This window comes from Kitasatospora sp. NPDC087271 (assembly GCF_044744605.1).
GTDB lineage: Bacteria > Actinomycetota > Actinomycetes > Streptomycetales > Streptomycetaceae > Kitasatospora.
In genome coordinates this window covers 219,353-245,395 of the sequence record NZ_JBIUYQ010000008.1, presented here as the reverse complement: position 1 = coordinate 245,395, position 26,043 = coordinate 219,353, and the positions used below count along the sequence as shown (strand labels likewise).

General features: G+C 73.1%; 19 protein-coding genes. 6 read left to right on the top strand and 13 right to left on the bottom strand.

The genetic code is table 11. The annotated features are described in order from the left end of the window. Positions 1-122: 122 nt before the first annotated feature. Positions 123-1,334, top strand: coding sequence for a D-alanyl-D-alanine carboxypeptidase family protein (locus ACIO9K_RS16700; protein ID WP_400330405.1), 1,212 nt, complete (start codon positions 123-125; stop codon positions 1,332-1,334). 34 nt (positions 1,335-1,368) lie between these two features. Here the strand turns inward: ACIO9K_RS16700 and ACIO9K_RS16695 are convergent, their stop codons facing one another. Both ACIO9K_RS16695 and ACIO9K_RS16690 read right to left on the bottom strand, forming a co-directional pair. Beyond that, on the bottom strand, positions 1,369-2,316 hold the full coding sequence (locus ACIO9K_RS16695) for a YihY/virulence factor BrkB family protein (protein ID WP_363580212.1): 948 nt from the start codon (positions 2,314-2,316) through the stop codon (positions 1,369-1,371). Positions 2,317-2,370: 54 nt separating this feature from the next. Further along, positions 2,371-3,369, bottom strand: coding sequence for a glycosyltransferase family 2 protein (locus tag ACIO9K_RS16690; protein WP_400330402.1), 999 nt, complete (start codon positions 3,367-3,369; stop codon positions 2,371-2,373). A gap of 134 nt (positions 3,370-3,503) precedes the next feature. On the opposite strand from ACIO9K_RS16690, the gene ACIO9K_RS16685 reads away from it, so the two are divergent. Further along, positions 3,504-7,076 (top strand): CDP-glycerol glycerophosphotransferase family protein, encoded by a 3,573-nt coding sequence (locus ACIO9K_RS16685; RefSeq protein WP_400330399.1) that lies wholly within the window; start codon positions 3,504-3,506, stop codon positions 7,074-7,076. 328 nt (positions 7,077-7,404) lie between these two features. After that, positions 7,405-9,915 (top strand): CDP-glycerol glycerophosphotransferase family protein, encoded by a 2,511-nt coding sequence (locus ACIO9K_RS16680; RefSeq protein WP_400330396.1) that lies wholly within the window; start codon positions 7,405-7,407, stop codon positions 9,913-9,915. Position 9,916: 1 nt separating this feature from the next. On the opposite strand, the gene ACIO9K_RS16675 is transcribed toward ACIO9K_RS16680, so the two are convergent. The 6 genes from ACIO9K_RS16675 to ACIO9K_RS16650 form a co-directional block, all read right to left on the bottom strand. After that, entirely contained in the window at positions 9,917-10,405 is a 489-nt protein-coding gene (locus ACIO9K_RS16675) for a 2'-5' RNA ligase family protein (RefSeq protein ID WP_347878545.1), read from the bottom strand. A gap of 62 nt (positions 10,406-10,467) precedes the next feature. Continuing rightward, positions 10,468-11,508, bottom strand: a complete 1,041-nt coding sequence (gene trpS, locus ACIO9K_RS16670; RefSeq protein ID WP_400330393.1) for a tryptophan--tRNA ligase — start codon at positions 11,506-11,508, stop codon at positions 10,468-10,470. Between the two features lie 30 nt (positions 11,509-11,538). Further along, positions 11,539-12,864: a hemolysin family protein gene (locus ACIO9K_RS16665; protein WP_363580202.1), complete on the bottom strand. Its 1,326-nt coding sequence runs from the start codon at positions 12,862-12,864 to the stop codon at positions 11,539-11,541. Positions 12,865-12,988: 124 nt separating this feature from the next. Then, entirely contained in the window at positions 12,989-13,981 is a 993-nt protein-coding gene (locus ACIO9K_RS16660; protein ID WP_350877220.1) for a malate dehydrogenase, read from the bottom strand. Positions 13,982-14,185: 204 nt separating this feature from the next. Beyond that, a complete protein-coding gene (locus ACIO9K_RS16655; RefSeq protein WP_063349030.1) occupies positions 14,186-14,611 on the bottom strand; it encodes a DUF3017 domain-containing protein in 426 nt (141 codons plus the stop codon). Between the two features lie 35 nt (positions 14,612-14,646). After that, on the bottom strand, positions 14,647-15,501 hold the full coding sequence (locus ACIO9K_RS16650) for a bifunctional methylenetetrahydrofolate dehydrogenase/methenyltetrahydrofolate cyclohydrolase (RefSeq protein WP_363580198.1): 855 nt from the start codon (positions 15,499-15,501) through the stop codon (positions 14,647-14,649). A 575-nt stretch (positions 15,502-16,076) separates the two neighbouring features. Here ACIO9K_RS16650 and ACIO9K_RS16645 point away from each other — a divergent pair. Continuing rightward, positions 16,077-16,703, top strand: coding sequence for a hypothetical protein (locus tag ACIO9K_RS16645; RefSeq protein ID WP_363580196.1), 627 nt, complete (start codon positions 16,077-16,079; stop codon positions 16,701-16,703). A 115-nt stretch (positions 16,704-16,818) separates the two neighbouring features. Here ACIO9K_RS16645 and purH read toward each other — a convergent pair whose 3' ends face one another. Continuing rightward, the gene (gene purH / locus ACIO9K_RS16640) at positions 16,819-18,396 is read right to left on the bottom strand and encodes a bifunctional phosphoribosylaminoimidazolecarboxamide formyltransferase/IMP cyclohydrolase (RefSeq protein ID WP_363580194.1); all 1,578 of its coding nucleotides are present in this window, start codon (positions 18,394-18,396) and stop codon (positions 16,819-16,821) included. Between the two features lie 69 nt (positions 18,397-18,465). Then, entirely contained in the window at positions 18,466-19,131 is a 666-nt protein-coding gene (gene purN, locus ACIO9K_RS16635; RefSeq protein WP_063349026.1) for a phosphoribosylglycinamide formyltransferase, read from the bottom strand. 368 nt (positions 19,132-19,499) lie between these two features. Between purN and ACIO9K_RS16630 the strand changes: the two genes are divergently transcribed. Then, positions 19,500-20,132 carry a hypothetical protein gene (locus tag ACIO9K_RS16630; RefSeq protein WP_363625900.1) on the top strand — a complete coding sequence of 211 codons (633 nt, stop codon included), beginning with the start codon at positions 19,500-19,502 and terminating at the stop codon, positions 20,130-20,132. A 163-nt stretch (positions 20,133-20,295) separates the two neighbouring features. On the opposite strand, the gene ACIO9K_RS16625 is transcribed toward ACIO9K_RS16630, so the two are convergent. Next, entirely contained in the window at positions 20,296-21,795 is a 1,500-nt protein-coding gene (locus ACIO9K_RS16625) for a DUF6350 family protein (protein WP_400330385.1), read from the bottom strand. Between the two features lie 132 nt (positions 21,796-21,927). On the opposite strand from ACIO9K_RS16625, the gene ACIO9K_RS16620 reads away from it, so the two are divergent. Then, the gene (locus ACIO9K_RS16620; RefSeq protein WP_400330382.1) at positions 21,928-23,649 is read left to right on the top strand and encodes a sigma factor-like helix-turn-helix DNA-binding protein; all 1,722 of its coding nucleotides are present in this window, start codon (positions 21,928-21,930) and stop codon (positions 23,647-23,649) included. Positions 23,650-23,719: 70 nt separating this feature from the next. Here ACIO9K_RS16620 and sucD read toward each other — a convergent pair whose 3' ends face one another. Beyond that, positions 23,720-24,604 carry a succinate--CoA ligase subunit alpha gene (gene sucD / locus ACIO9K_RS16615; protein WP_063349021.1) on the bottom strand — a complete coding sequence of 295 codons (885 nt, stop codon included), beginning with the start codon at positions 24,602-24,604 and terminating at the stop codon, positions 23,720-23,722. 19 nt (positions 24,605-24,623) lie between these two features. Next, positions 24,624-25,796 carry an ADP-forming succinate--CoA ligase subunit beta gene (sucC, locus tag ACIO9K_RS16610; protein WP_363625906.1) on the bottom strand — a complete coding sequence of 391 codons (1,173 nt, stop codon included), beginning with the start codon at positions 25,794-25,796 and terminating at the stop codon, positions 24,624-24,626. Between the last annotated feature and the right edge of the window lie 247 nt (positions 25,797-26,043).

Sequence of the window (26,043 nt, the reverse complement as noted above, 5' to 3'; positions counted from 1 at the left end):
TGGGGGCGGGGTGCGTCCCCCAGTATGCGCGGACCGCCGATCGGCGTAGGGCGGGCCCCTCATACGGAGGACCGGCCCGGTGTGGCGCACAGCGGATGCCCCGGAGTGGGTACGGTCTGCGCGTGTCCACACGTCGTCAGAAATTCGCGCATCTGTTCGCCACGACCGCCGCGGTCCTCCCTGCCCTGCTCGCCGCCCCGGGGGCGGTCGCTGCCCCGCAGGAGCCGCCCCCGGCCGCTTCCGCGGTCGGCGGCGAGCGGCTCGGGCGCTCCGGGGTCCAGGTCTCGCCGCTGGCCGGAGCCCCGGCCCTGCCGAGGGACCTCACCGGCCAGTCCTGGATAGTCTCCGACGCCACGTCGGGCGACGTGCTGGCGGCCAGCAACCCGCATCTGCGGCTCGCCCCGGCCAGCACCCTGAAGATCCTCTTCGCCGACACCGTGCTGCCCAAGTTCGACCGCAACACGGTGCACAAGGTCGCCGACGAGGAGATCCTCGGGATCGGTGAGGGCAGCAGCCTGGTCGGCATCAAGGAGAACCTGGACTACCGGGTCGAGGACCTGTGGCGCGGGGTGTTCCTGAGCTCGGGCAACGACGCCGTGCACGTCCTGGCGCACATGAACGGCGGCGTGGAGCAGACCGTCACCGAGATGCAGTCCCGCGCCGACGCCCTCCAGGCCCGGGACACCCGGGTGATCTCCCCGGACGGCTACGACATGGACGGGCAGCTCTCCTCGGCCTACGACCTGTCGCTGTTCGCCCGGGCCGGCCTGCGCAACCCCGACTTCCGGATGTACTGCGCCACCCGGCAGGCGATGTTCCCGGGCGCGGTGGACAAGAACACCGGCCAGCGCGGCAGTTTCGGGATCGCCAACACGGACCGCCTGCTGGGCAAGTACCCCGGCCTGATCGGGGTGAAGAACGGTTTCACCACCAACGCCGGCTCGACCTTCGTCGGCGCCGCCGAACGCAACGGCCGCACCCTGCTGGTGACCGTGATGCACCCGGACAGCTACCAGAAGGTCTACGACGAGACCGCGGCCCTGCTGGACTGGGGCTTCGCGGCGGCCGGCAAGGTGCAACCGGTCGGCAAGCTGGTCGACGAGCTCCCGCCGGACGGCGAGCCCTCCGGCCAGGCCGGCGGCACGGCCGGCGCGCCCCCGCCGCACTCCACCCCCGCCACCAGGCCCGGCACCGCCCCCACTGCCGCCCCCGCGGCCGCCGAGGACGACGGGCTCGGCCTCGGCGGCTGGCTGGCCGTCGTGCTGGTGACGGCCGCGGCCGGCTACGGGGTGCTGGTCCTGCGGCGCGGCCGCCGCGGGGCCTCCGGCTGGTGACGGCCGGGCGGACGGCCGGACGGACGGCCCGGCCTCAGGGTTCCTCCCGGGGCCGGGCCGCCGTCGTGTCCGCGGCCGCCTCCGCCTCGTCGGCCGCCGCCAGCAGCGCCCTGGCGTGCTCCCGGGTGCGCTCCCGGGCGGCCACCGGATCGGCCATCGCCGTCCAGGCCACGCAGTACATCAGCAGCCGGGAGACGAAGTTGATCCACAGCAGCAGCGCCACCGGCACGCCGAAGGCCCCGTACAGGCTCTTCCCGGCGACGGAGCCGAGGTAGGAGGCGAGCAGGACCTTCAGCAGCTCGAAGCCGACCGCGCCGATCAGCGCGCCCTGCAGCACGTCGCGCCGGCGCTGGCCGCCGATCCCGGGGAACGGCGCCAGCAGGTAGGCGAAGAGCAGCGTGTCGCACGCTATGGCGACGAGCACGCCGACCCCGGTCAGCAGGTAGCCGCTGGGCAGACCGGTCCAGTCGGCGATCCGCCCGGCCAGCGTCGTCCCGGCGGTGGAGACGCCGACCGAGATCAGCGACACCACGCCGAGGCCGCCCAGCACCGCGCAGTCCCAGCCCTTGCGCAGCACCACGTTGGTGTCGTCGTCGGGCAGCTGCCAGACGTCCCGGATCGAGGTGCGCATGGTGTCCACCCAGCCGAGGCCGGAGACCAGCAGCAGCGCCCCGCTGACCAGTCCGACGGCGCCCGCGTTGGCCACCAGGGACGGCAGGTTGAGCGCCTCCGAGATGCCCGGCAGCTGGTCGGAGATGTGCTTCTGCAGGTCCGCGACCTGGCTGCTGCTGAGTGTCGAGACGGCGATCGCCAGGCCCACCGTGAGCAGCGGGAACAGGGCGAGGAAGCCGAAGAAGGTGACCGCACCGGCCAGCCGGTTGCCCCGGGCCGCGGAGAAGTGCTCGTACACCCGGTACGGGCGGCTGCGCAGCACCCACGTGACGAGCGGGCCGATGACCGGGAGGCGGGTCAGGAAGTCCACCCGACCGGTTATACCGGCCCGTCCTCCGAATGGCCGTCAGGCTCGGCGCAGATTCTAGCGTTTCACCAGGCGGCGGGCCCGGGCGAGGGCGCGGACGGCCTGGTAGGCGCCGTAGCGGCCGTGGCTGAGCAGTTCGGTGCGCACGCCGTCCACGCCGGGCGGCGGGCGGTAGCCGGCCGGCCGGAGCCGGGCGCAGTGGGCGGCGGCGCGGCGGAAGTACTCGCGGCGGTCGCCGGGCGGGATCCGGCCGGGCTTGGAGACGACGGTGTTGAGGTGGTGCAGCATCCGGCCGTAGACGACCGGGCGCCAGTGGTCGAGGTCGGGGCGGCGGTCCAGGAAGGCGAAGACCAGGTCGTACTGGGCGAAGACGTCGAAGTGCTTGCGGCTGGCGGTGGCCAGGATGTTGCCGCCCTCCTGGCGCTGGCGGTAGTGCACGCCGACCTCGTCGAGCAGGGTGATCCGGGCCGCGGCGAGCAGCACCGGGTACGTCCAGGGGGTGTCCTCGTAGTAGCCGGCCGGGAAGACCAGCTGCTGGGCGGTGACGAAGTCGCGGCGGTAGGCCTTGTTCCAGACCACCTGGAGCAGGTCGAGCAGGTCGGGACGGGCGGCGAGGTCGAAGACGTCCGGGGAGGCGGCGCCGAACACGTGGGCGGAGGCGGCCCGGGTGATCCGGCCGTCGGCGTAGGTGCGGGCGTAGTCGTAGACCAGGACGTCCGGGTCGCCGGTGGCGGCGAGCCGGTCGTCGACGCTCTTGAGCAGCTGGGGGGTGAGCGTGTCGTCGCTGTCGAGGAAGATCACGTAGTCCCCGGTGGCGACCTCCAGGCCGGCGTTGCGGGCCCGGCCGAGGCCGACGTTCTCGGGCAGGTGCAGCACCCGGATCCGCGGGTCGGCGGCGGCGGCCTCGTCGAGTATCGGGCCGCAGCCGTCCGGGGAGCGGTCGTCCACCGCGATCAGTTCGAGGTCGGGGCCGCCCTGGCCGAGCACCGAGTCGAGACACTCGGCGAGGTAGTCCTCAACCTGGTACACGGGGACGATCACGCTGAAGCGGGGCACGGGCCCAGCGTAGTGGCCCCGAAGGGCCCCATGGCCCGGAGGTAGGATCGGTGCGCACGTACGCACCGATCCAAAGTGCGGTCAGGCCCTCACCGGGCTGCCACGCTCCTTCCCGAGAAAGGCCTGCGTAGCCGATGGCTCCCCGCCTCTCCATCGTCGTTCCGATCTACAACGTCGAGCGTTACCTGGTCGAATGCCTCGACTCGATCGCCGCCCAGACCTTCACGGACTTCGAGTGCGTCATGGTCGACGACGGTTCGAAGGACGACAGCGCGGCCCTCGCCGAGGCGTACGCGGCCAAGGACTCGCGGTTCCGGCTGGTCCGCCAGGTGAACAAGGGCCTCGGCGCGGCCCGCAACACCGGCATCCGGCACATCGACCCGGACGCCGAGTTCCTGTGCTTCGTCGACAGTGACGACTCGATGCCGCCGAGCGCGTACGAGCTGATGATCAACACCCTGGACGAGACCGGCTCGGACTTCGCCACCGGCAACGTGCTGCGGTTCCGCGCGGTGGGCTACTACCAGTCCGGCGGGCACTCGAAGCCGTTCAGGGAGACCAAGCTCAAGACGCACATCACCGAGATCCCGGCGCTGGTCACCGACCGCACCGCGTGGAACAAGGTGTACCGCCGCTCCTTCTTCGACGCGGCCGGCATCCTCTACCCCGAGGGCATCCTGTACGAGGACGCGCCGGTCAGCGTGCCGCACCACTACCTCGCCAAGAGCGTGGACGTGCTCTGCGAGCCGATCTACCACTGGCGCGAGCGCGAGGTCGGCGAGATGTCGATCACCCAGATGCGCACCAACCCCAAGGGCCTGATCGACCGCGTCACCTCGGTCGAGCTGGTCCGCGGCTGGCTGCGCAAGCAGACCGATCCGCGCTTCGCCCAGTACCTGCGCTCCTACGACGAGAACACCCTCGTCGAGGAGATCCCGATGTTCTTCTGGTCCGTCGTGGACGGCGACAAGGAGTACCGGGACGCCTACGTCAAGAACGTCAGCCGGCTGCTGCGGGCGATCGGCCCCGAGCAGGTCCGCAAGCTGCGCGCGCCGCTGCGGCTCAAGTACCACCTGACCCTCCAGGGCCGGATCGACGAGTTCGTCGAGCAGATCAAGTACGAGGGCGAGAGCAACGGCGGCGTCCAGGCCCGCGGTCTGCTGCGCCCGTACGCCGACTACCCGTTCCTGCGCGGCGGGCGCAAGAGCGTGCCGTCCGGCGTGCTCAAGCTGGACAACTCGCTGGTCATGCGCAGCCGGCTGTACGAGACGGCCTGGGTCGGCGGGCGGCTGCAGCTGACCGGGCACGCGTACCCGGAGCAGCTGGGCGCGGCCGGCAAGCACGACATGGTCCGCACCCTGGTGCTGCGCGAGGCCAAGGGCCGCCGGGTGATCGCGGTGCCGATGAAGACCCAGTACAGCCCCGAGGCCACCGCCAGCTGCCACCACGACCTGTACAGCTGCGACTGGGCCGGCTTCACCGTCGGCGTCGACCCGAAGAAGCTCAAGCACCGCGGCCAGTGGAAGGACGGCAACTGGCGCGTCCTGGTGGCCGGCGCGGGCAAGGGCGGCGTCTACAAGGGCCGGGTCTGGGCCGGCTGGAGCGACACCGCGCAGTACATCCCGGCGCACTGGGTCGAGCCGGACGTGCGGATCGTGCCGTGGGTCCGGGACGGCTCCGTCTACCTGCGGGTGGAGACGGTCAAGGCCCGGGTGACCGGCCTGGCTTCGCACGGCGGCCGGGTCGAGGTGTCGGGTGCGGCCCGCTCCGGCTCCAGCTTCGCCGGGGCCCGGCTGCGGCTCACCCACGTCGAGTCCGACCGCGAGCTGGCCTTCCCGCTGGAGCTGGGCGCGCCGGTCGGCAGCCTGCAGCCGTTCAGCGTGTCCTTCCCGGTGGCCGAGCTGACCGCCGTCCGCGAGGCCTGGGCCGAGCTGGACCCGGTGGCCGCCGAGCGCGGCCGTGACCGCTGGGACACCGCGCTGCTGCTGGCCGACGGCAGCACCGTCCCGGTGACCTGGGACGACCGCAACGCCCCGGCGCAGCTGCACCTGCCGCTCAACCCGGACGCCCCGGCCGACCAGCGCCGGGCGCTCTACTCCAAGCCCTCCCCCAGCGGGTACCTGCAGTTCTCCGACCAGCTGCTCCAGCCGGTGGTGGACGAGGTCTCCGCCCGCGGCGCGGACGGCTTCCTGCTCAGCGGTTCGTTCCCGCTGTCCGGCGCGCACCGCTGGGAGCTGGTGGTCCGCCACGACTGGCGCGAGGAGGAGCACGTCTACCCGGTGGAGATCGCGGACGGACGGTTCCGGACCGCGCTGCCCGCCGTGCCGACGGCCTCCTTCGCCGGCCGGGTGCCGCTCGCCCAGGGCACCTGGAACGTCTTCTTCCGCCCGGTCGGCGCCGTGGCCGAGGAGCTTCCGAGCTCGTACGCGCTGATCTCGCCGGACTGCTTCGGCGCGATGCCGCTGGAGGTGGAGTCCCGGGGCAAGCGCATCGTGCTGGAGCGCCGCCACCACGACGGCCTCTCCCTGGAGTCGCACTCGGCGCTGCTGCCGGAGGAGCGCAGCGGCTACCGGCTGCGCCAGCTGCGGTTCGTCGACTACCCGAACGCCCGCCGGCACCCGGTGCGCGACACCGTGCTGTACAACGTCGGCCTCGGCGGCCTGTACGCCGACTCGCCGCGGGCGGTCCACGAGGAGCTGGTCCGCCGCGGCCTGCCGCTGGAGCACCTGTGGGGCAGTGACGACCTCCAGGCCGATCTGCCGCAGTCGGCGAGCGCGATCCGGCTGTGGAGCCCGGAGTGGTTCGAGGCACTGGCGACCGCCAAGTACATCGTCACCAGCACCCACCTGCCCGACTTCTTCGTCCGCCGCCCCGGACAGGTGGTCCTGCAGACCTGGCACGGCAGCCCGCTGAAGCAGATCGGCCTCGATTTCGAGAAGGTCTGGTTCACGGATGCGAACTACCTGAAGGGCCTCGCCCGGGAGGTGCCGAGCTGGAGTCTGCTGGCGGCCGGCAACAGCTGGTCGGCCCCGATCCTGCGACGCGCGTTCGACTACAAGGGCGAGATCCTCGAAAGCGGTTCGCCCAAGAATGACCTGCTCTTCGCGGCCGACCGGGAGAAGACCGCCGAACAGGTGCGCGAAAGGCTCGGCCTGCCCGAGGGCAAGAAGGTCGTGCTCTACGCGCCGACCTGGCGCGAGGACCGGCGCCGGCCGAACGGCGGGTACCAGCTGGACCTGCGGCTCGACCTGGCGGCGGCCAAGGCCGCGCTCGGCGACGACCAGGTACTGCTGGTGCGCCGGCACAGCATGATGTGCGGTCAGATCCCGGGCGCCGGCAACGGCTACGTCTGGGACGTCGGCAGCTACCCCGACATGGCGGAGCTGCTGCTGATCGCCGACGTGCTGATCACCGACTACTCCGCCAGCGTGTTCGACTTCGCCGCGACCGGCAAGCCGATCCTGTTCTTCACCTACGACCTGGAGCACTACCGCGACAACCTGCGCGGCTTCAGTCTGAACTTCGAGGCGGAGGCGCCCGGCCCCCTGCTGGCCACCTCCGAGGAACTGGTCGACGCGCTCGGCCGGGTCGGCGAGGTCGCGGCCGAGTACGCCGACAAGGCCGCCGCGTTCCGCACGGCGTACTGCGACCTGGACGACGGCAAGGCCTCCGCCCGGGTGGTCGACGCGATGCTCCGCACGGAGTAGCACCGAGTGACATCGAGTAGCACTGAGTAGGACGGGGTAGCCCGGAGCATCCCCGAGAGCCCCGCAGAGGCGCCCGACGCGAACCGCGTCGGGCGCCTCCGCGTTTTCCTGGGAATTCCCTGACAATATCCCCAGCCTTTGCCTGCGCATTGCACTCGAACTAGTGTTTTGTCGGTGAATTTCACGGGAAATTCTCTGGTCCACACTGTTGACCCCGGACGGCGTCCCGGTATGGGATATGAATTCGGCCCCGGTTTCCTCTCGGCATCGGTCCGGCGGCCCCGGTCCACCGCCCATGGCCCGGCCCCCGTCCCGAAGGACCCCTGCCATGCCTGCGCTCACACGGTTCGTCCTTCCGCACGCCGACCCCCGCGTGAGCACCGACCAGCCCGCCGCCGACGAGGACGTCACCTTCGGCCTGCTGCGCGCCCGCTGGACCGGCCGCGGCCTGGAGCTCACCGGCTTCGCCCGCCCGGACGACCTCGACACCGGCCGCCCCGGCTCCGCCTGGACCTGGCTGACCCTGCGCCACGCCGACGGGACCAGGCCGCCCGTCCACCTGCGCTCCCGGCCCCGCCGGCTGCCCGAGGTCACCGACGACAGCGCCCAGCCCGAGTTCAACCACGACTGGTCCGGCTTCACCGCCCTGATCGAGCCCGGCCGGCTGCGCCACGGCACCGACTGGCTGCTCGGCGACTGGCAGATCGAGACCACCCTGTTCACCCGCCCGCGCCCCACCCGGCTGCGCCGCCGGTACGGCGCCCTCGCCCCGCACTGGTGCGGCTCCGGCGAGTACCCGCCGGCCCACTGGGTGGACCACGACGTCCGCCTCCAGCCGCACTTCGCCGACGGGCGACTGCGGCTGCTGCTCGAACGCCCCGGCATCCGGCTCACCCACGCCACCCCCACCGCCGACGGCCTCGACCTGCGCGGCAGCGCGGACACCTGCCCGTCCGGCACCGTGCTGCGGCTGCGCCACCGGCAGAGCGACGCCGTGATCGAACGGCCGGTCGCCCGCACCGGCAACACCTTCGCCGTCCACCTGCCGTACCGGCCGTTCACCGCCGACGGCCGCGGCAGCGGCGAACTGGAGCACTGGGACACCGAGTTCCTGCACCCCGACGGCAGCACCGAGCAGCTCTGCCCGGACGAGCGCGGCGGCCCGGTGGCCGGCCAGCACCGACTGCCCGACACCCCGGACCGCGCCCTCTACCTCAAGCACCTCGCCGACGGCCGGCTCCAGGTGTGCGTCCAGCCCGCGGCCGGCCTGGTCGAGCGGATCGCCGTCCGGGCCGGCGGCTTCGAGCTCACCGGCCGCTGCCCGGACCGCGCCGCGGACCGGCTGGAACTCGTCCTGCGGCACACCGGCACCGCGAGCGAGGTCCGCTCCCCCGTCGAGGCCGACCAGGACGGCCGCTTCAAGGTCCTGCTGCCCGCCACCCGCACCGGCGCCGACGGCACCGCGCTGCCCCTGCGCAAGGGCATCTGGGAGGCCGCGCTGACGCCCGCCGGGCGGCCCGGCCCGAGCCGCCCGCTGCTCGCCGCACCGGCCGCACTGCCCGCGCTGCCCGCCGCCACCACGGCCGGCGGCAAGCGGATCCTGCTCCAGCGCCGCTGGCACGACACCCTGCTGGTGGACTCCACCCCGGTGCTCACCCCCACCGAGCGCAGCGCCTGGACGCAGAGCCGCCAGCGCGCCTTCCACTACCCCGCCGCCCGCCGCGAACCGCTGCGCGAGGCCGTGCTGTACGACGTGTTCGGCGGCCGCGGCTACGCCGACTCCCCGCGCGCGGTGCACGCCGAACTGGCCCGCCGCGGAGCGCCGTTGGAACACCTCTGGGTGGTCGACGACGCCCAGGCCGAACTGCCGCCCGGGGTCCGGGCCGTCCGGATCTGGAGCCCGGAGTGGTACCGCGCGCTGGCCACCTGCCGGTACCTGGTCGGCAACACGCACTTCCCGGACTTCCTGGAGCGCCGCCCCGGCCAGGTGGTGCTCCAGACCTGGCACGGCTCGCTGCTGAAGCGGATCGCCCACGACGTCGACAACCCCTGGCTGGCCGACCACGGCTACCTGGAGGCGCTCGACCGGGAGACCCCGCAGTGGAGCCTGCTGCTCTCCCCCAGCCCGTTCGCCACCCCGATCCTGCGCCGCGCGTTCCGCTACGACGGCGAGATCCTGGAGGCCGGCTACCCGCGCAACGACGTGCTCGCCCGCCCCGACGAGGCCGCCGCCGCGGCCGTCCGCCGCCGGCTCGGTATCCCGGACGGCAAGCGGATCGTGCTGTACGCGCCGACCTGGCGCGAGGACCAGCAGCGCGGTGACGGCGACGGCTTCCGGCTCGGCCTGCGGCTGGACCTCGACCACGCCCGGCGCCTGCTCGGCCGGGACCACGTGCTGCTGATCCGCCCACACGCGCACGTCCGCGAGCCGCTGCCGGGCGCCGGGGACGGCTTCCTGTACGACTGCGGGGACTACCCCGACCCGCAGGAGCTGCTGCTGGTCGCGGACGTCCTGGTGACCGACTACTCGTCGATCATGTTCGACTTCGCCGTCACCGGCCGCCCGGTGCTCTTCTTCACCTACGACCTGGAGCACTACCGCGACACCCTGCGCGGCTTCTACTTCGACTTCGAGCCGCAGGCCCCCGGCCCGCTCGTCCCCACCTCGGCCGGACTGCTCGGCGCGCTGCGCGAACTCGCCGACTCCGGCGCGGACCTGCCGCCCGGGTACGCGGAGCGCCACCGGCGCTTCCGGGCCGAGCACTGCGTCCTGGACGACGGCGGCGCGTCCCGTCGGGTGGTCGACCGGATGCTCGAACTCGGAAGGTCAGTCCGGTAGTTCAGGAGAAAAGGTAGCTCCGCCAGGGCCGCCAGACCTCGTCCGCGTCGAAGCGGGAGAGGCCGAAGCCCGGTACCGGGAAGGCCGCCCGGAAGCCGCGCGCCTGCGCGTACGCCTGGTCCAGCGCGTCATCCGGCAGGCCGTGCGCGACCGTCACGTGCGGGTGGTACGGGAACGCCAGCTCGCGGGCCAGCGGGCCGGAGCGGACGTCCGCCTCCAGCAGCCGGCACTCCTGCGCACCCTCCTCGACCCGGACGAACACCACCGGGGAGACCGGGCGGAAGGTGCCGGCGCCGCGCAGCAGCATCCGGAACGGCCGGTGCGCGGCCGCCACCGCCGCCAGGTGCTCCTCGATCTTCGGCAGCGCCTCGGCCGGCACCTCGGTCGGCGGCAGCAGGGTGACGTGCGTCGGTATCGACCGGGCCAGCGGATCGCCGTGCCCGGCCCGGGCGTCCTGGATCTGCGCACCGTACGGATCCGGAACGCTCACGGACACGCCGATGGTGACGGCCTCGGGGAGACCGTCACCATCGGGCAGGCGTGTGAGGGGAGTCACCGCTTGGCGGCCGGGAGGAAGCCGACCCGGTCGTACACCGTCTCCAGCGTCTGCGCGGCCACCTCGCGGGCCTTCTCGGCGCCGATCGCCAGCACCCGGTCCAGCTCGGCCGGGTCGTCCAGGAACGAGCGGGTGCGCTCCTGGAAGGGGGTGACCCACTCGGTGAACAGCTCGGCCAGCTCGGTCTTCAGGGCGCCGTACATCTTGCCCTCGAAGTGCGCGACCAGCTGGTCGATCGACTGGCCGCTGAGCGCGGAGTGGATGCGCAGCAGGTTGGAGACGCCGGGCTTGCCGTCCTCGTCGTAGGAGACGACGGTGCCGGTGTCGGTGACGGCGCTCTTGAACTTCTTGGCGCTGACCTTCGCCTCGTCCAGCAGGTTGACCAGGCCCTTGTCCGAGGAGGCGGACTTGCTCATCTTGGCGCCCGGGTCCTGGAGGTCCTGGATCTTCGCCGTCTCCTTGAGGATGTACGGCTTCGGCACCGTGAAGGTCGGGCCGTAGCGGGTGTTGAAGCGGTCGGCGAGGTCGCGGGTGAGCTCCAGGTGCTGGCGCTGGTCCTCGCCGACCGGGACGGCGTCCGCCTGGTAGAGCAGGACGTCCGCGACCATCAGCACCGGGTAGGTGAACAGGCCGACCGTGGTGCTGTCCGCGCCGTGTCGGACGGACTTGTCCTTGAACTGGGTCATCCGGGAGGCCTCGCCGAAGCCGGTGAGGCAGTTCATCACCCAGGCGAGCTGCGCGTGCTCGGGCACGTGCGACTGGACGAACAGGGTGCAGTGCTCCGGGTCCAGGCCGGCGCCGAGCAGCTGGGCGGCGGAGACCCGGGTGTTCTCGCGCAGCTCCCTCGGGTCCTGCGAGACGGTGATCGCGTGCAGGTCGACGACCATGTAGAAGGCGTCGTTCTCCTTCTGCAGGTCCACCCACTGGCGCACCGCGCCCAGGTAGTTGCCGAGGTGGAACGAGCCGGAGGTGGGCTGGATGCCGGAGAGAACCCGGGGACGGTCCTTGACCGGACCAGTGACCGCTGCGTTGACCATGCGGGCCATTGTTCCAGTTCCACCGGGCGCTCAGGAAACGTCCGCCCCAGGAGGTTCCGCCAGTGTGACCGCACTCACCCTCACCCGGGCGATCCGCCGGCCCTCCAGCTTGGCCACCGTCAGCAGCACCCCGCCACCGCCCTCGACCGGGACGCGCACCTGGTCGCCGTCCCGGGGCAGCCGGCCGAGCGAGGCGACCAGACAGCCCGCCACCGTCTCGTACGGGCCCTCGGGCAGGGTGGCGCCGGTCTCCTCGGTGAAGTCGCCGAGGTTGAGCAGGCCGTCCAGCTCCATGCCGCCGCCGACCAGCCGGCGGGTGGCGGCGGTCTCCGGCCGGTCGTACTCGTCCCGGATCTCGCCGATCACCTCCTCGACCAGGTCCTCCAGGGTGACGATCCCGGCGGTGCCGCCGTACTCGTCCACCACGATGGCCAGGTGGTGGCCCTCGCGGCGCATCTCGCCCATCGCCTCCAGCACCCGCTTGGTGCCGGGCAGCAGCTTCACCGGGCGGGCCAGGTCGCGGACCTTGGCGGCCTGCTCGCCGCGCGCGCCGTACAGGTCGCGGACGTGCACGAAGCCGACCACGGCGTCGGCGCTGCCCTCGACCACCGGGTAGCGCGAGTGCGGCGAGGTGTCCGCCTGGTGCCGGACGGCGGCCAGCGGGCGCTCGGCGTCCAGGAAGGTCACCTCGGTGCGCGGGACCATCACCTCGCGCAGCTGCCGCTCCCCGGCGGAGAACACGTCCGCGATCAACGCCCGTTCGTCGCTGCCGAGTTCGGTGTTGGCGGCGACCAGGCCGCGCAGCTCCTCGGAGCTCATCGAGCCACGGCCGGCGGCCGGGTCGCCGCCCAGCAGGCGGACCATCAGGTTGGTGGAGTGGCCGAGCAGCCAGATCACCGGGCGCAGCGCCACCGACATCACGTCCACCACCGGCGCCGCGATCACCGCGATCGACTCGGCCCGCTGCAGGCCGATCCGCTTGGGGGTGAGTTCGCCGAGCACCAGCGAGACGTAGCTGATCACCAGGGTGAGGCCGACCAGGGCGACCGCGTCGGCGACGCCCTCGGTGAGCCCGGCCCGGACGAACAGCGGGGCGACCTTGCCGGCCAGGGTGTCCGCGCCGAAGGCGGCGGACAGGAAGCCCATGCAGGTCACGCCGACCTGGACGGCGGCCAGGAAGCGGTTGGGGTCGGCGGCCAGGTGCGCGGCCCGGGCGGACCGCCGGGTGCCGAGCGCCTCCAGCGTCCGGATCTGGCCCTCGCGCAGCGAGATCAGCGAGATCTCGGCGACGTTGAACAGCCCGCCCAGCAGGATGAAGACGAGGACGAGCAGGGCGTCCCCGAGGGTTTCGTTCACAGCGGGTCAGTGTAAGACCGGCCGACGCCCGGGGAGTGGAAGAACGAGCGACGGCCGGTCACACGGCGGCCCGCCGCCTCCGGGAAGGAGACGGCGGGCCGTCGGGAAAGCGGTGCCGCGGGGCTCAGATGAGGCCCAGCTCCTGGACCGCGTCGCGCTCCTCGGTCAGCTCCTTGACCGAGGCGTCGATGCGGGCGCGCGAGAAGTCGGAGATCTCCAGGCCCTGGACGATCTCGAACTTGCCGGCCTTGGTGGTGACCGGGAAGGAGGAGATCAGGCCCTGCGGGACGCCGTAGGAGCCGTCCGAGACGACGCCCATGGAGGTCCAGTCGCCCTCGGCGGTGCCGTTGACCCAGGTGTACACGTGGTCGATGGCGGCGTTGGCGGCCGAGGCGGCCGAGGAGGCGCCACGGGCCTCGATGATGGCCGCGCCGCGCTTGGCGACGGTCGGGATGAAGGTCTCGTCCAGCCAGGCCTGGTCGCTGCCGATGGCCTCGAAGGCCGGCTTGCCGGCGATCTCGGCCTGGAAGACGTCCGGGTACTGGGTGGCGGAGTGGTTGCCCCAGATGGTGACGCGCTTGATGTCGGAGACGGGCGCACCGGTCTTGATGGAGAGCTGGCCGACCGCGCGGTTGTGGTCCAGGCGGGTCATCGCGGTGAAGCGCTCGGCCGGGACGTCCGGGGCGTTGCGCTGGGCGATCAGGGCGTTGGTGTTGGCCGGGTTGCCGACGACCAGGACCTTGATGTCGTCCGCGGCGTGGTCGTTGATCGCCTTGCCCTGCGGGCCGAAGATGCCGCCGTTGGCCTGCAGCAGGTCGCCGCGCTCCATGCCGGCGGTGCGCGGACGGGCGCCGACCAGCAGCGCGACGTTGGCGCCGTCGAAGGCCTCGTTCGGGTTGTCGGTGATCGTGATGTCACGCAGCAGCGGGAACGCGCAGTCGACGAGCTCCATGGCGGTGCCCTCGGCGGCCTTGAGGCCCTGCGGGATCTCCAGGAGGCGCAGGTTCACCGGGACGTCGGCACCGAGCAGGTGGCCCGAGGCGATGCGGAAGAGCAGCGCGTAGCCGATCTGGCCGGCCGCTCCGGTGATGGTGACGTTGACGGGGGTGCGGGTCATTTCTACCTTCTCCAGCAGATCGCCAGGTGCCCCAGGCACACCGGCGCGCTGGAGCCGAGGATGATCTCTCGACATCGAGAGACCGGCGTCAGGTTATCGCAAAGGGAAGCGTACGCCGCGGGTGCGGGCCTGGCTGATGCGTCACAACGGACGGCGGCCCCCGCCCTGGCTCGCAGGGCGGGGGCCGTCACGGTCACCCCGGCGTCAGTGCTTGGGCCGGCCGATCAACTTGCCGATGTTGTCGAGCAACGGGATCTCCAGCCACGGGTTCGGCTGCGCCACCAGGGTCAGCAGCACGATCGACGCTCCCAGGAAGGTCAGCACGATCACGTCGGTGAAGCGGCTGCGCACCGCCAGCATCCCGACCTCGGGCAGCACCAGCCGCAGGACGGCCCCGAGCAGCACCCCGCAGCCGAGGATCAGCAGCCCGTACTTGAAGCCGTCCTTGAAGTCGGCGAACCAGGTGACCGCGAGGCCGGCCCCGACCACCAGCAGGACCAGCGTTATCGGCCACTGCCGGACCGGCAGGGTGTGGTCGCGCCCGAGGGCTGCGGCCGCGCCCTCGGGCGGCAGGGTGCCGGTGGTCTTGACCGGCCTGCGCGGGGTCCGCGCCGGTCGCGGTTCCGTCATGCTCGCCGTCCCTCGTGGTGGTGTCGGTCGCGGGGTCAGACGCCGGCGCGGCGCTCGGCCGCCACGACGATGTTGTTGAGCAGCATCGCGCGGGTCATCGGGCCCACGCCGCCGGGGTTCGGGGAGATCCAGGCGGCCACCTCGGCCACGCCCGGGTGCACGTCGCCGACGATCTTGCCCTCGCTGCGGCTGACGCCCACGTCCAGCACCGCCGCGCCCGGCTTGACGTCCTCCGGCTTGACCAGGTGCGGCACGCCCGCGGCGGCCACGATGATGTCGGCCTTGCGCAGGTGGTAGCCGAGGTCCCGGGTGCCGGTGTGGCACAGGGTCACGGTGGCGTTCTCGCTGCGGCGGGTCAGCAGCAGGCCGATCGAGCGGCCGACGGTGACGCCGCGGCCGATCACGACCACCTCGGCGCCGTCGATCTCGACGTCGTGCCGGCGCAGCAGCTCGACGATGCCCAGCGGGGTGCACGGCAGCGGCCCCTCGATGCCCAGGGCGAGCCGGCCGAGCGAGGTCGGGTGCAGGCCGTCGGCGTCCTTGTCCGGGTCCATCAGCTCCAGGACCGGGTTCTGGTCCAGGCCCTTGGGCAGCGGCAGCTGGACGATGTAGCCGGTGCAGGAGGGGTCGGCGTTGAGCTCGCGGACGACGTTCTCGACGTCCTCCTGGGTGGCGGTGGCGGGCAGCTCGCGCTGGATCGAGGCGATGCCGACCTCGGCGCAGTCCTTGTGCTTCCCGTTGACGTACCAGCGGCTGCCCGGGTCGTCGCCGACCAGGACGGTGCCGAGGCCGGGCGTGACGCCCTTCGCCTTGAGGACCGCCACGCGGGCGGCGAGTTCGGACTTGATCGCGGCGGCGGTGGCCTTGCCATCGAGAATCTGGGCAGTCATGACCCCATTCTCCCGGATCGGGGCAAGCCGCCGTACCAGGGCCCGTCTTCGAGCTCCCGCCGTCCTCCTGCCGTCTGCTCGGCGGGCGTTCGGCGGGCGCTCGGCGGGCGGGAGCCGGAGGCGGGCCCCACCTCCGCCTTCCGGTCGGACGGGTACGGAAGGCCTGGACCACGTTGCGGTTGCGCCACAGTCTCGGTCCGGCGCGCGGAACCGGCTGGACACGGCCCCGCCGTCCGGTTGACGATATGCGGGCATTCCCTGCCGCGACCCGGCCCGGTGACGGGCCGACGGACACCCGGCGGGGGCGTACCCGGGGGAAAGAGCACGTGAGCCGACCACTTCAGACCGAGCCGCCCGACCACTGCGGCGCCGTCCTGCCCGCAGCGGGCCCGTCGACGACTCCGCTCTCACCGTTCTCAGCGCTCTCACCGCGCGTCTGAGCCGGCCGCGCCCGGCTCCGCTCCGGGCTGTCACTCCCCTCCGTTAGCGTCCCGTTCCACCGGCGACCCGACTCGCCAACCGGAACCGGGCCCTCCGTCCCGTCCCCACGTCCCCGCAACTGCCCGGAGGCATCGATGAGTTACCCGCCCGACCCGAACAACCCGAACAACCCGTACGGCCAGCCCCCGCAGGCTCCCGGCTACGGCTACCCCCAGCAGGCCCCGCCGGCCGGGTACGGCTACCCGCCGCCCGCGCCGGGCTACGGCGGACCGGGCTACGGCTACCCGCCGGCCGTCCCGCAGAACATGCCGGGCCTGGTGGTCACCACCCGGGTGCTGCTGTTCATCATCGGCGCCGTGCAGATCATCGGCGGGGGCATCTACCTGATAGCCGCCGCGGCGGCCAAGGAGGTCACCAACCGGGCCCAGGAGATCGACGGGAGCGACCCGTTCAACGGCTTCGGCAACGCGGCGGCCGGCGTGCTGGTGGTCGTCGGCATCGTGTGCGCGCTGTTCGCGGCCTTCTCCATCACGCTGGGCGTGAAGTTCGGCAAGGGCGGGCCCGCGGTCCGCATCACCACCCTGGTGTACGGCTCGTTCGGCGCGCTGCTCGGCCTGCTGGGGCTGGCCGGCTCGTTCGCCAACAACGCCAACCCGGTCGGCATCGTCTTCACGCTGATGTGGCTCGCGGTCTCGATCACGATGATCGTCGGGATGAGCGTCAAGGACGGCGTCGCCTGGTTCGCCCGGCCGCGCTACTGACCGGCCCCGTCCGAGCTGATCGGACGACGAGCGGCCCGGCTCCCCTTCCGGAGGAGCCGGGCCGCTCTGTCATGCCGTCACCCGGGCGGTGCGCCGGGCGAGCGGTGGAACGCGATCAGTGGAAGAAGTGCCGGGCACCGGTGAAGTACATCGTCACCCCGGCCTCGGCGGCCGCCGCGACGACCTCCTCGTCCCGGATCGAACCGCCCGGCTGGACGATCGCCTTGACGCCGGCCGCGATCAGGATGGCCGGGCCGTCCGCGAACGGGAAGAACGCGTCCGAGGCCGCGTACGCGCCCTTGGCCCGCTCCCCGGCCCGCTCGACCGCGAGCTTGCAGGAGTCGACCCGGTTGACCTGGCCCATGCCGACGCCCACCGAGGCGCCGCCCTTGGCCAGCAGGATCGCGTTGGACTTGACGGCCCGACAGGCCCGCCAGGCGAAGGCCAGCTCGGCCAGCTCGGCCTCGGAGAGCGCCTCGCCGGTGGCCAGCCGCCAGTTCGCCGGGTCGTCGCCCTCGGCCTGCACCCGGTCGGCGTCCTGGAGCAGCACGCCGCCGGAGACCGGGCGCAGCTCCTGGCGGTTGGCCGGCGCCTCGGGGGCCAGCAGCACCCGCAGGTTCTTCTTCCGGGCCAGCACCTCGACGGCGCCGTCCTCGTAGCCGGGGGCCACCACGACCTCGGTGAAGATCGGGGCGATCTGCTCGGCCAGCTCGACGGTGACCGGGCGGTTGACCGCGATCACGCCGCCGTACGCCGAGACCGGGTCGCACTCGTGCGCCTTGCGGTGCGCCTCGGCGACGTCCGCGCCGGTCGCGATGCCGCACGGGTTGGCGTGCTTGATGATCGCGACGGCCGGCTCGGCGTGGTCGTACGCGGCGCGGCGGGCGGCGTCGGTGTCGACGTAGTTGTTGTACGACATCTCCTTGCCGTGCAGCTGCTCCGCGCCGGCCAGGCCGCCGCTGCCGTCGCTGTACAGCGCGGCGCCCTGGTGCGGGTTCTCGCCGTAGCGCAGCACGTTCTGCCGCTCCCAGGTGGCGCCCAGGAACTCCGGGAACCGCTCGTCGCTCGGCGCGTAGCCGGCCTCGAACCAGGAGGCGACCGCGACGTCGTACGCGGCGGTGTGCGCGAACGCCGCACCGGCCAGGCGCTTGCGGGTGGCCAGGTCGAAGCCGCCCTCCTGGACGGCGCGCAGCACGTCGTCGTAACGGGCCGGGTCGACCACCACGGCCACCGACGGGTGGTTCTTGGCCGCGGCGCGGACCATGCTCGGGCCGCCGATGTCGATCTGCTCGACGCACTCGTCCGGGGTGGCGCCCGAGGCGACGGTGGCCTTGAACGGGTAGAGGTTCACCACGACCAGGTCGAAGGGCTCGACGCCCAGCTCGGCCAGCTGCGCGCGGTGCGACTCCAGCCGCAGGTCGGCGAGCACGCCGGCGTGCACGCGGGGGTGCAGCGTCTTCACGCGCCCGTCCAGGCACTCCGGGAAGCCGGTCAGCTCGGAGACCTCGGTCACCGGGACGCCGGCGGCGGCGATCCGGCCGGCGGTGGAGCCGGTGGAGACGATCGCGACCCCGGCGGCGTGCAGGCCCTGGGCCAGCTCCTCCAGACCGGTCTTGTCGTACACGCTGATCAACGCGCGACGGATCGGACGGATGTTCTCCGAAACGGGGGGCGTGGTGGAGCTGGCACTCATGCTCCCACCTCGCTGCGCTCGGTGGGCGCTGCGCGCCGGGCACCATTCTCGATGATTCGCTCGCTCCGCTCACTCATGTGCCGGAATCCATACCTTTCGGTCCTCGATGCGGTGACCCTCGCGGGCCAGCCGGCCCACGACGTCGACGAGCAGCTTGCGCTCGACAGTCTTGATGCGCTCGTGCAGCGCTTCGCCGCCATCGGCGTGGTCGGCGTCGACGACCTCGACGACGCCCTGCGCGATGATCGGCCCGGTGTCCACCCCGGCGTCGACCAGGTGGACGGTGCAACCGGTGACCCTCACCCCGTACGCGAGCGCGTCGGTGACGCCGTGGGCGCCGGGGAAGGAGGGCAGCAGCGCGGGATGGGTGTTGACGATCCGCCCGGCGAAGGCCGCGATGAACTCGGGCCCGAGGATCTTCATGAAACCGGCCGTGACCACCAGGTCCGGCTCGTGGGCGGCGACGGCGGCGGTCAGCGCGCGGTCCCAGTCGGCCCGGTCGGCGAAGTCCTTCACCCGGTGGACGAAGACCGGCAGGCCCGCCTTCTCGGCCCGCTCCAGGCCCGCGATGCCGTCGCGGTCCGCACCCACGGCGAGGATCTCGGCGCCGTACGCCGGATCGGCGGCGGCGTCGAGCAGCGCCTGCAGATTGGTGCCGGAACCGGAGACGAGCACCACCAGGCGGGCCGGTCCGGGCGTACGGGGCGGGAAGAGCTGGGCGGGGGCGGCGGCCACTGCGCGATTCTCCGTAGGTCGGGCGCCGCCCGCTGGTACGTCCACCGGTGGTGGGGCCACTACGAACGGCAGGTCGAGCGAGGGGGAACACCAGGAGAACCCACCGCGACGCGGGCACCCGGGAACCTCTGCGAGCTGCTGACCGTCACCACGATAACGGCTGGTCGGACGGCCTCCGCACCCTCCTGGCGGCGCTACGCGCGTAGTTGAGACGGGGATCTCCTCCGTCCCGCGCGGCGGAGTTGCCCCGGGCACGGGCCCGCCCGGCACCCGCGCAGCGGGCAGGCCGCCGGAGGACCGGCGAACGGCTGCGGGATCATAGGGGAGGCGGGAGACCGCCCCTCCGACCGAGAAGGAATGGCTGAACCATGAGCAGCGGTGACGACACCGGCGAGCGCAACCCCTTCGCGCCGCCGCCGGCGGATGCCCCGGACCAGCCGTGGCAGCCGCGCAACCCCTGGCCCGGCGAGGGCCGGGACGACACCGGCGGCCAGGGCACCGGCGAACGCCCGCAGCTCCCGCCGCCGCATCCCTGGGGCCTCGGCCGGCCCGAGGACGGCCGCCCCAACCCCCCGGCCCCGCAGCCGCCCAAGCTCGACCCCGCCGACCCCGCCCAGCGCCGGGCCCGCAACGCCGCGCTGGCCGGACCGCTCGCGCTGGTCTGCCTGTTCGTCGGCTTCCACTGGGCCGCCCTGTTCGTCGGCGCGCTCGGCATCGTGTGGGGCGTCAGCGCACTGCGGACCCCCAAGCCCGCCCCGGCCGCCGCCGTCACCGGCGCCGCCCACCAGCCCGCCGCCCCGAACCCGCTCACCCCGGCCGCGCTCGCCGGAATCCTCACCGGCGCGATGACCGTCGTGGTCGCGACCTCGGTGATCGGCCTCGGGATGTACTACAACGACTACGTCACCTGCGTCCGGGACTCGCTGACCTCCGTCGGCGCCGAGAACTGCGACCGGTTCGCGCCCAAGTGGTACGTCGACTTCACCGGGAACGCGGGCTAGAAGTCTCCTGAAGATCTTGCTTCGGACACCCGATTCACCCCGGTTTGCCAGGAAATGTCAACCAGGTCGAACTGGTGCAAGCCGGGCGCGTTTTCAAGATCTTCATCAGCCTTCTAGATCCTGTCCGTCCGGTCTTGCCCGACAAGGCCCAGGACGGACAGGGCTAGTCGTTCCCGGGGGCCCGCCCGCCCAGGCGCAGCACCGCGGCGTACCCGCGGGCCCGCAGCAGCAGCACCCCCCGGCGCAGCCGCTCGGCCGACCGGGCGCGGGCCGCGGGCGGGACCTCCTCGTCGGCGTACGCGTCGAGCTTCTCGGCGGTCTGCCCGTCGACCTCTCTGTCGACCTCTTCGTCGGCCTCCGGGACCGTTGCGGGGCACAGCGCCCGATGGCGGACCAGCAGCGCGCCCGGCACGGCCACCAGCGCGAACCAGCCCGCCGCCGCCGGTCCCGTCCACCAGGGCGCCGGTCCCAGCCGGGCCATCCGGCCGCCCGCCAGCGCGCCACCCGACAGCCAGCCCGCCGCCGCCACCGCGGCGCCCGTCAGCAGCGCCGCCGCCAGCACCGCCACCACCGTCGCCGCGAGCGGCCACGGTCCGTCGCCGCCCCCGTCACCGTCGTCGACGCCATCGCTGTCGTCGGCCCGGGCCGCCGCGCGCGGGCCGGCCGCCGCCCGGCCCAGCAGCACCGCCGGCACCACCCCCGCCAGCACCGGCAGCAGCAGTGCCGCCAGCCGCCAGCCCCCCGGGCCCTCCGCCGGCAGCAGGGCGAACATCGGGAACTCCGGGACGGGGCCCAGCACGGTGCCGCCCGGCGCCACCACCGTCCCGGAACCCACCGCGAACCCCGGGCCCAGGGCGTACGCCGTCCCCCAGAGCACCGCGTTCGGCAGCAGCACCACCCCGAGCAGCAGCAGCCCGACCAGGGCCGCCGGTCCGCGCCCGAGCACCGCCATCCCGTGCCCGCCCCCGGACGCCGCGTCCAGCGCCGCCGCCACCGCCACCAGCACCCCGCCCGCCGCCACCAGGCCCGCCCCGGCCGCCAGCACCGAGCCGCGCACCGCCGCCGCGCCGCCGACCGGTCGGAGCGGCGCGGGCAGCCGGTCCAGCAGTTGCCACGCCGGGCGGCGGGGCGGGGCGTCGGGGCCGGCGGCCCGGGCCGAACGCGCGCCCGCCGCCGTCGCCAGCCCGGCCAGCAACCCCACCACCAGCACGTCCGGCAGCACCCTGGCCCGGAACAGCCCGGCGCCCGTGCAGTGCAGCACCACCACCACCGCGACCGCGCAGTAGCCCGCCCACACCGCAACCGGGCCGCCCCAGCGCGGCCGGGGCCCGCGCCGCGACGCCACCCCGGCGGCGGCCCGGTACAGCTGAGCCACCGCCAGCACGCCCAGCAGCAGCGGGGTGACGGTCAGCGGCGCGCCCGCGTCCCCCCGCAGCACCGGCGCGCCGTGCCCGAGCAGCCACAACGCCCCCGCCAACCGGGTGGCGCCGGTCGCCCCGTTGTCCGCGTACGGCGTCGCCACCCAGAGCCCGAGCACCGGCACCCCGACGACCGCCAGGCCGACCAGCGCCGTCCGCACCCCCGCCAACAGGTCGGCCGGCAACGGGCGTCCGCCCAGTTCGCCCGGCAGTTCCAGGATCGGACGGCCCATCAGCTGCGTCATGCGCCTCATGGTGCCAAGGCGACTCGCCATGCCTCGTGAAGCGGCAAACCGCCGCCGTGTCCCAGATTATTGGCTTATGCGCATTTTCAGACCCGATCCCCAAGCCGCCGGCGGACCGGCCCGGAGCGTCTGATGACCACGCCACCCACCGCCGAACACCCCGCCGGCGCCGACTCCCCCACCCCCGGGAACCGCGCCCGCAAGCCCCGGACCACCCACCCCGACCAGGACGCGGCCCGCCTCCTACGGAAACTGACACCCCGTGAGGCCCAGGTGCTCGCCCACCTCGCCGCCGGCCGCGACCTCCAGCAGTCGGCCGCCGCCCTCGGCGTCACCCCGGCCACCGCCCGCAGCTACGTCCAGCGGGCCATGCGCAAACTCGGCGCGGCCACCGAGGCCGAGGCCGTCGCCCTCACCACCGCCCGCCCGAAGAGCCCCGACCCCGCACCGCCCGGCCCGGACGCACCGCCCCGCCCCGACGCACCGGGCGGCCCCGACGCACCGGGCGACGTCCAGGCGGGCCCTGCCGCCGACCCCCGTACCCCCGACCCCGCACCGCAGCGCCCGCCCGTCCTCGGCACCGGAGGAGAGCACGCCGGGCCCGCCCTCGCGCACCCCGGCCAGGCCGCCCACGCCGCCGCCCAGAACGCCCCGAATGCCCAGAACGCCCAGACCGCCCCGGGAGGGAGCATCAGCACACCCGCCGTCACCACGACACCGCCTGGCACCCGCGACACCCCGCCCGCGGCGCAGGACCGACCCGACGGCCCGGCCGCCGACCCCGGGCGGCCCGCCCACGTGGCCACGCCGGCCGACGGCGAGCGGGCCGGGCCGGCCGGGAGCTTCGAGGAGTTGTACGAGCAGGCGCACACCCGGCTGGTGCAGCAGGTGTTCCTGCTGACCGCCTGCCGGCACCGGGCGGCGCACTGCGTCCGGCTGGCGTTCGGGGCGGCGCGCCGGGGCTGGGCGGAGGTGGCCGCGACGGGGGATCCGGAAGGGTGGGTGCGGGTACGGGCGTGCGAGCTGGCACTGTCCCCGTGGCACCGGGGCGGGCCCCGGCGGATGCACGCCTGGAAGCTGCCGCACCGGCGGATCCGGGTGCGGCCGGCGGACGAGTCGCAGGCGGTGCTGCCCGATCACGACCGGCTGACCGACCGGGACCGGGCGCTGCTGAAGGCACTGCGGCGGCTGTCCCGGCCGCAGCGCCGGGCGCTGGTGCTGCACGACGGGCTGGGCCTGCCGGCGGCGGCGGTCGCGGTGGAGGTGGAGTCGACGCTGGCGGCGGCCGAGGGGCGGGTGTGGGCGGCCCGGGCGGCACTGGCCCGGTGGGTACCGGAACTGCTGGGGCCGGATCCGGCGGCGCCGGGGTTCGCGGACGGCCTGAGCGGGCTGCTGCACCGGGCGGCGGTCCGGGGCTGCCCGGAACCGCACCGGCCCCCGGTGCCGGTGCTGCGGGCCCGGCACCGCCTGTGGACCGCGAGCCGGACGGGGGCGGCGGCGCTGCTGACGGCGGCGGTGGGCGGGGCGGCGCTGGCGACGCTGGTGGGGATCCGGCCGGTGACGCTGTTCCGGTCCCCGGAGCCGCCGGAGCCGGCGATGTGCCTGTCGGCGGCGGGCGCGGGCGAGCCGGGTGTGCCGGCGCTGCCGGGCGGGCCGCCGAACGTCGTCCGCAGCCTGTGGTGCAGCCCGACGCCGGGGGTGGAGGCGGTCGTGATGGAGTCGGCGCCGCAGGCCGCCGCGCGGTGGGAGCTGCCGGCGGTCGCCCGGGGGGCGGGCGCCCCGCCGCCGCAGGGTCCGGAGGTCTGCCCGCTGTGGTCACCGTTGCCGTGCACGACCGGGCCCACGCCGTACTGACGGCGTCCGCGGACGCGCGAGCGCCCCTGCCCTTCACGGGCAGGGGCGCTCGCTGCGCGGTCGACCGACGTCAGCCGGCGATGATCTCGCGCGCCAGGCGGGCGGTCTCGGACGGCGTCTTGCCGACCTTGACACCGGCGGCCTCGAGGGCCTCCTTCTTCGCCTGGGCGGTGCCCGAGGAGCCGGAGACGATGGCGCCGGCGTGGCCCATGGTCTTGCCCTCGGGGGCGGTGAAGCCCGCGACGTAGCCGACGACCGGCTTGGTGACGTGCTCGGCGATGTAGGCCGCGGCACGCTCCTCGGCGTCGCCACCGATCTCACCGATCATGACGATGAGCTCGGTCTCCGGGTCCTCCTGGAACGCCTTGAGGGCGTCGATGTGGGTGGTGCCGATGACCGGGTCACCGCCGATGCCCACGGCCGAGGAGAAGCCGATGTCCCGCAGCTCGTACATGAGCTGGTAGGTCAGGGTGCCGGACTTCGAGACCAGGCCGATCTTGCCGGAGGTGGTGATGTCGGCCGGGATGATGCCGGCGTTCGACTGTCCGGGGCTGATCAGGCCGGGGCAGTTCGGGCCGATGATCCGGGTCTTGTTGCCCTTCGAACCGGCGTACGCCCAGAAGGCGGCGGTGTCGTGCACCGGGACGCCCTCGGTGATGACGACGGCCAGGCCGATCTCGGCGTCGATGGCCTCGACGACGGCGTCCTTGGTGAACTTCGGCGGCACGAAGATGACGGTGACATCGGCACCGGTCTTCTCCATGGCCTCGGCGACGCCGCCGAAGACGGGCACCTCGGTGCCGTCGACGTCGACCGTGGTGCCGGCCTTGCGCGGGTTGACACCGCCGACGATCTGGGTGCCGGAGGCGAGCATGCGGCGGGTGTGCTTCATGCCCTCGGAGCCGGTCATGCCCTGGACGATGACCTTGCTGTCCTTGGTAAGGAAGATAGCCATGGTGTGAAAGTCCCCTTCCTTACTTGTTGGCCAGCTCGGCGGCGCGGTCAGCGGCGCCGTCCATGGTGTCCACGCGCTGGACCAGCGGGTGGTTGGCGTCGTCGAGGATCTTGCGACCCAGCTCCGCGTTGTTGCCGTCCAGACGGACGACCAGCGGCTTGGTGACGTTCTCGCCCTTGCTCTTCAGGAGCTCCAGGGCCTGCACGATGCCGTTGGCGACCGCGTCGCAGGCGGTGATGCCGCCGAAGACGTTGACGAACACCGACTTGACGTCGGGGTCGCCCAGGATGATCTCCAGGCCGTTCGCCATGACCTCGGCGGAGGCGCCGCCGCCGATGTCGAGGAAGTTGGCGGGCTTGACGCCGCCGTGGTTCTCACCGGCGTAGGCGACCACGTCGAGGGTGCTCATCACGAGGCCCGCGCCGTTGCCGATGATGCCGACCTGGCCGTCGAGCTTGACGTAGTTCAGGCCCTTGGCCTTGGCGGCGGCCTCCAGCGGGTTGGCTGCGGCCTTGTCCTCCAGGGCCTCGTGCTCGGGCTGGCGGAACTCGGCGTTCTCGTCCAGCGAGACCTTGCCGTCAAGCGCGATGATCTTGCCCTCGCCGGACTTGATCAGCGGGTTGACCTCGACGAGGAGGGCGTCCTCGGCGATGAAGACCTTCCACAGCTTCTGCAGGACGTCGGCGACCTGGTCGGCGATCTCGGCCGGGAACTTCGCCGCGGCGACGATCTCGGCGGCCTTCTCCGGGGTGCAGCCCTCGTTGGCGTCGACCGGGATCTTGGCGAGCGCGTCGGGGTTCTCCTCGGCGACGACCTCGATCTCCACGCCGCCCTCGACGCTGGCCATCGCCAGGAAGGTGCGGTTGGTGCGGTCCAGCAGGAACGAGACGTAGTACTCGTCCTTGATGTCCGCGGTCTGGGCCAGCATCACCTTGTGGACGGTGTGGCCCTTGATGTCCATGCCGAGGATCGCCTCGGCCTTGGCGACGGCGTCAGCCGGGTCGGAGGCGAGCTTCACGCCACCGGCCTTGCCTCGGCCACCCACCTTCACCTGAGCCTTGACGACGGCGCGGCCGCCGAAGCGCTCCGCGATGGCGGCAGCGTCTGCGGCGGTCTCGATCACATCACCGTCAAGCACGGGCACACCGTGCTTGGCGAAGAGGTCCCTCGCCTGGTACTCGAACAGGTCCACGTGTTTGTCCTTGTTCGTGGTCGCGGATTGTGTCTCTACGAGCGTGCCACGGCAGGATCTTCGCTGCGGGTCGTCGGGGCGGTGCGGGTACGCAGAGGTACGGCCTTGCGGCCCACACAGCCACGGGCGCACACGTCAATCAACACGCGCGTCACGTCCGTCTGGCAGGTTATCCCCGTACGACGGGACTGTTTCGCCCGGGGCCTGCCCGTCCGTGGTGAGAACCGTCACAGACAGCCTACGGGGG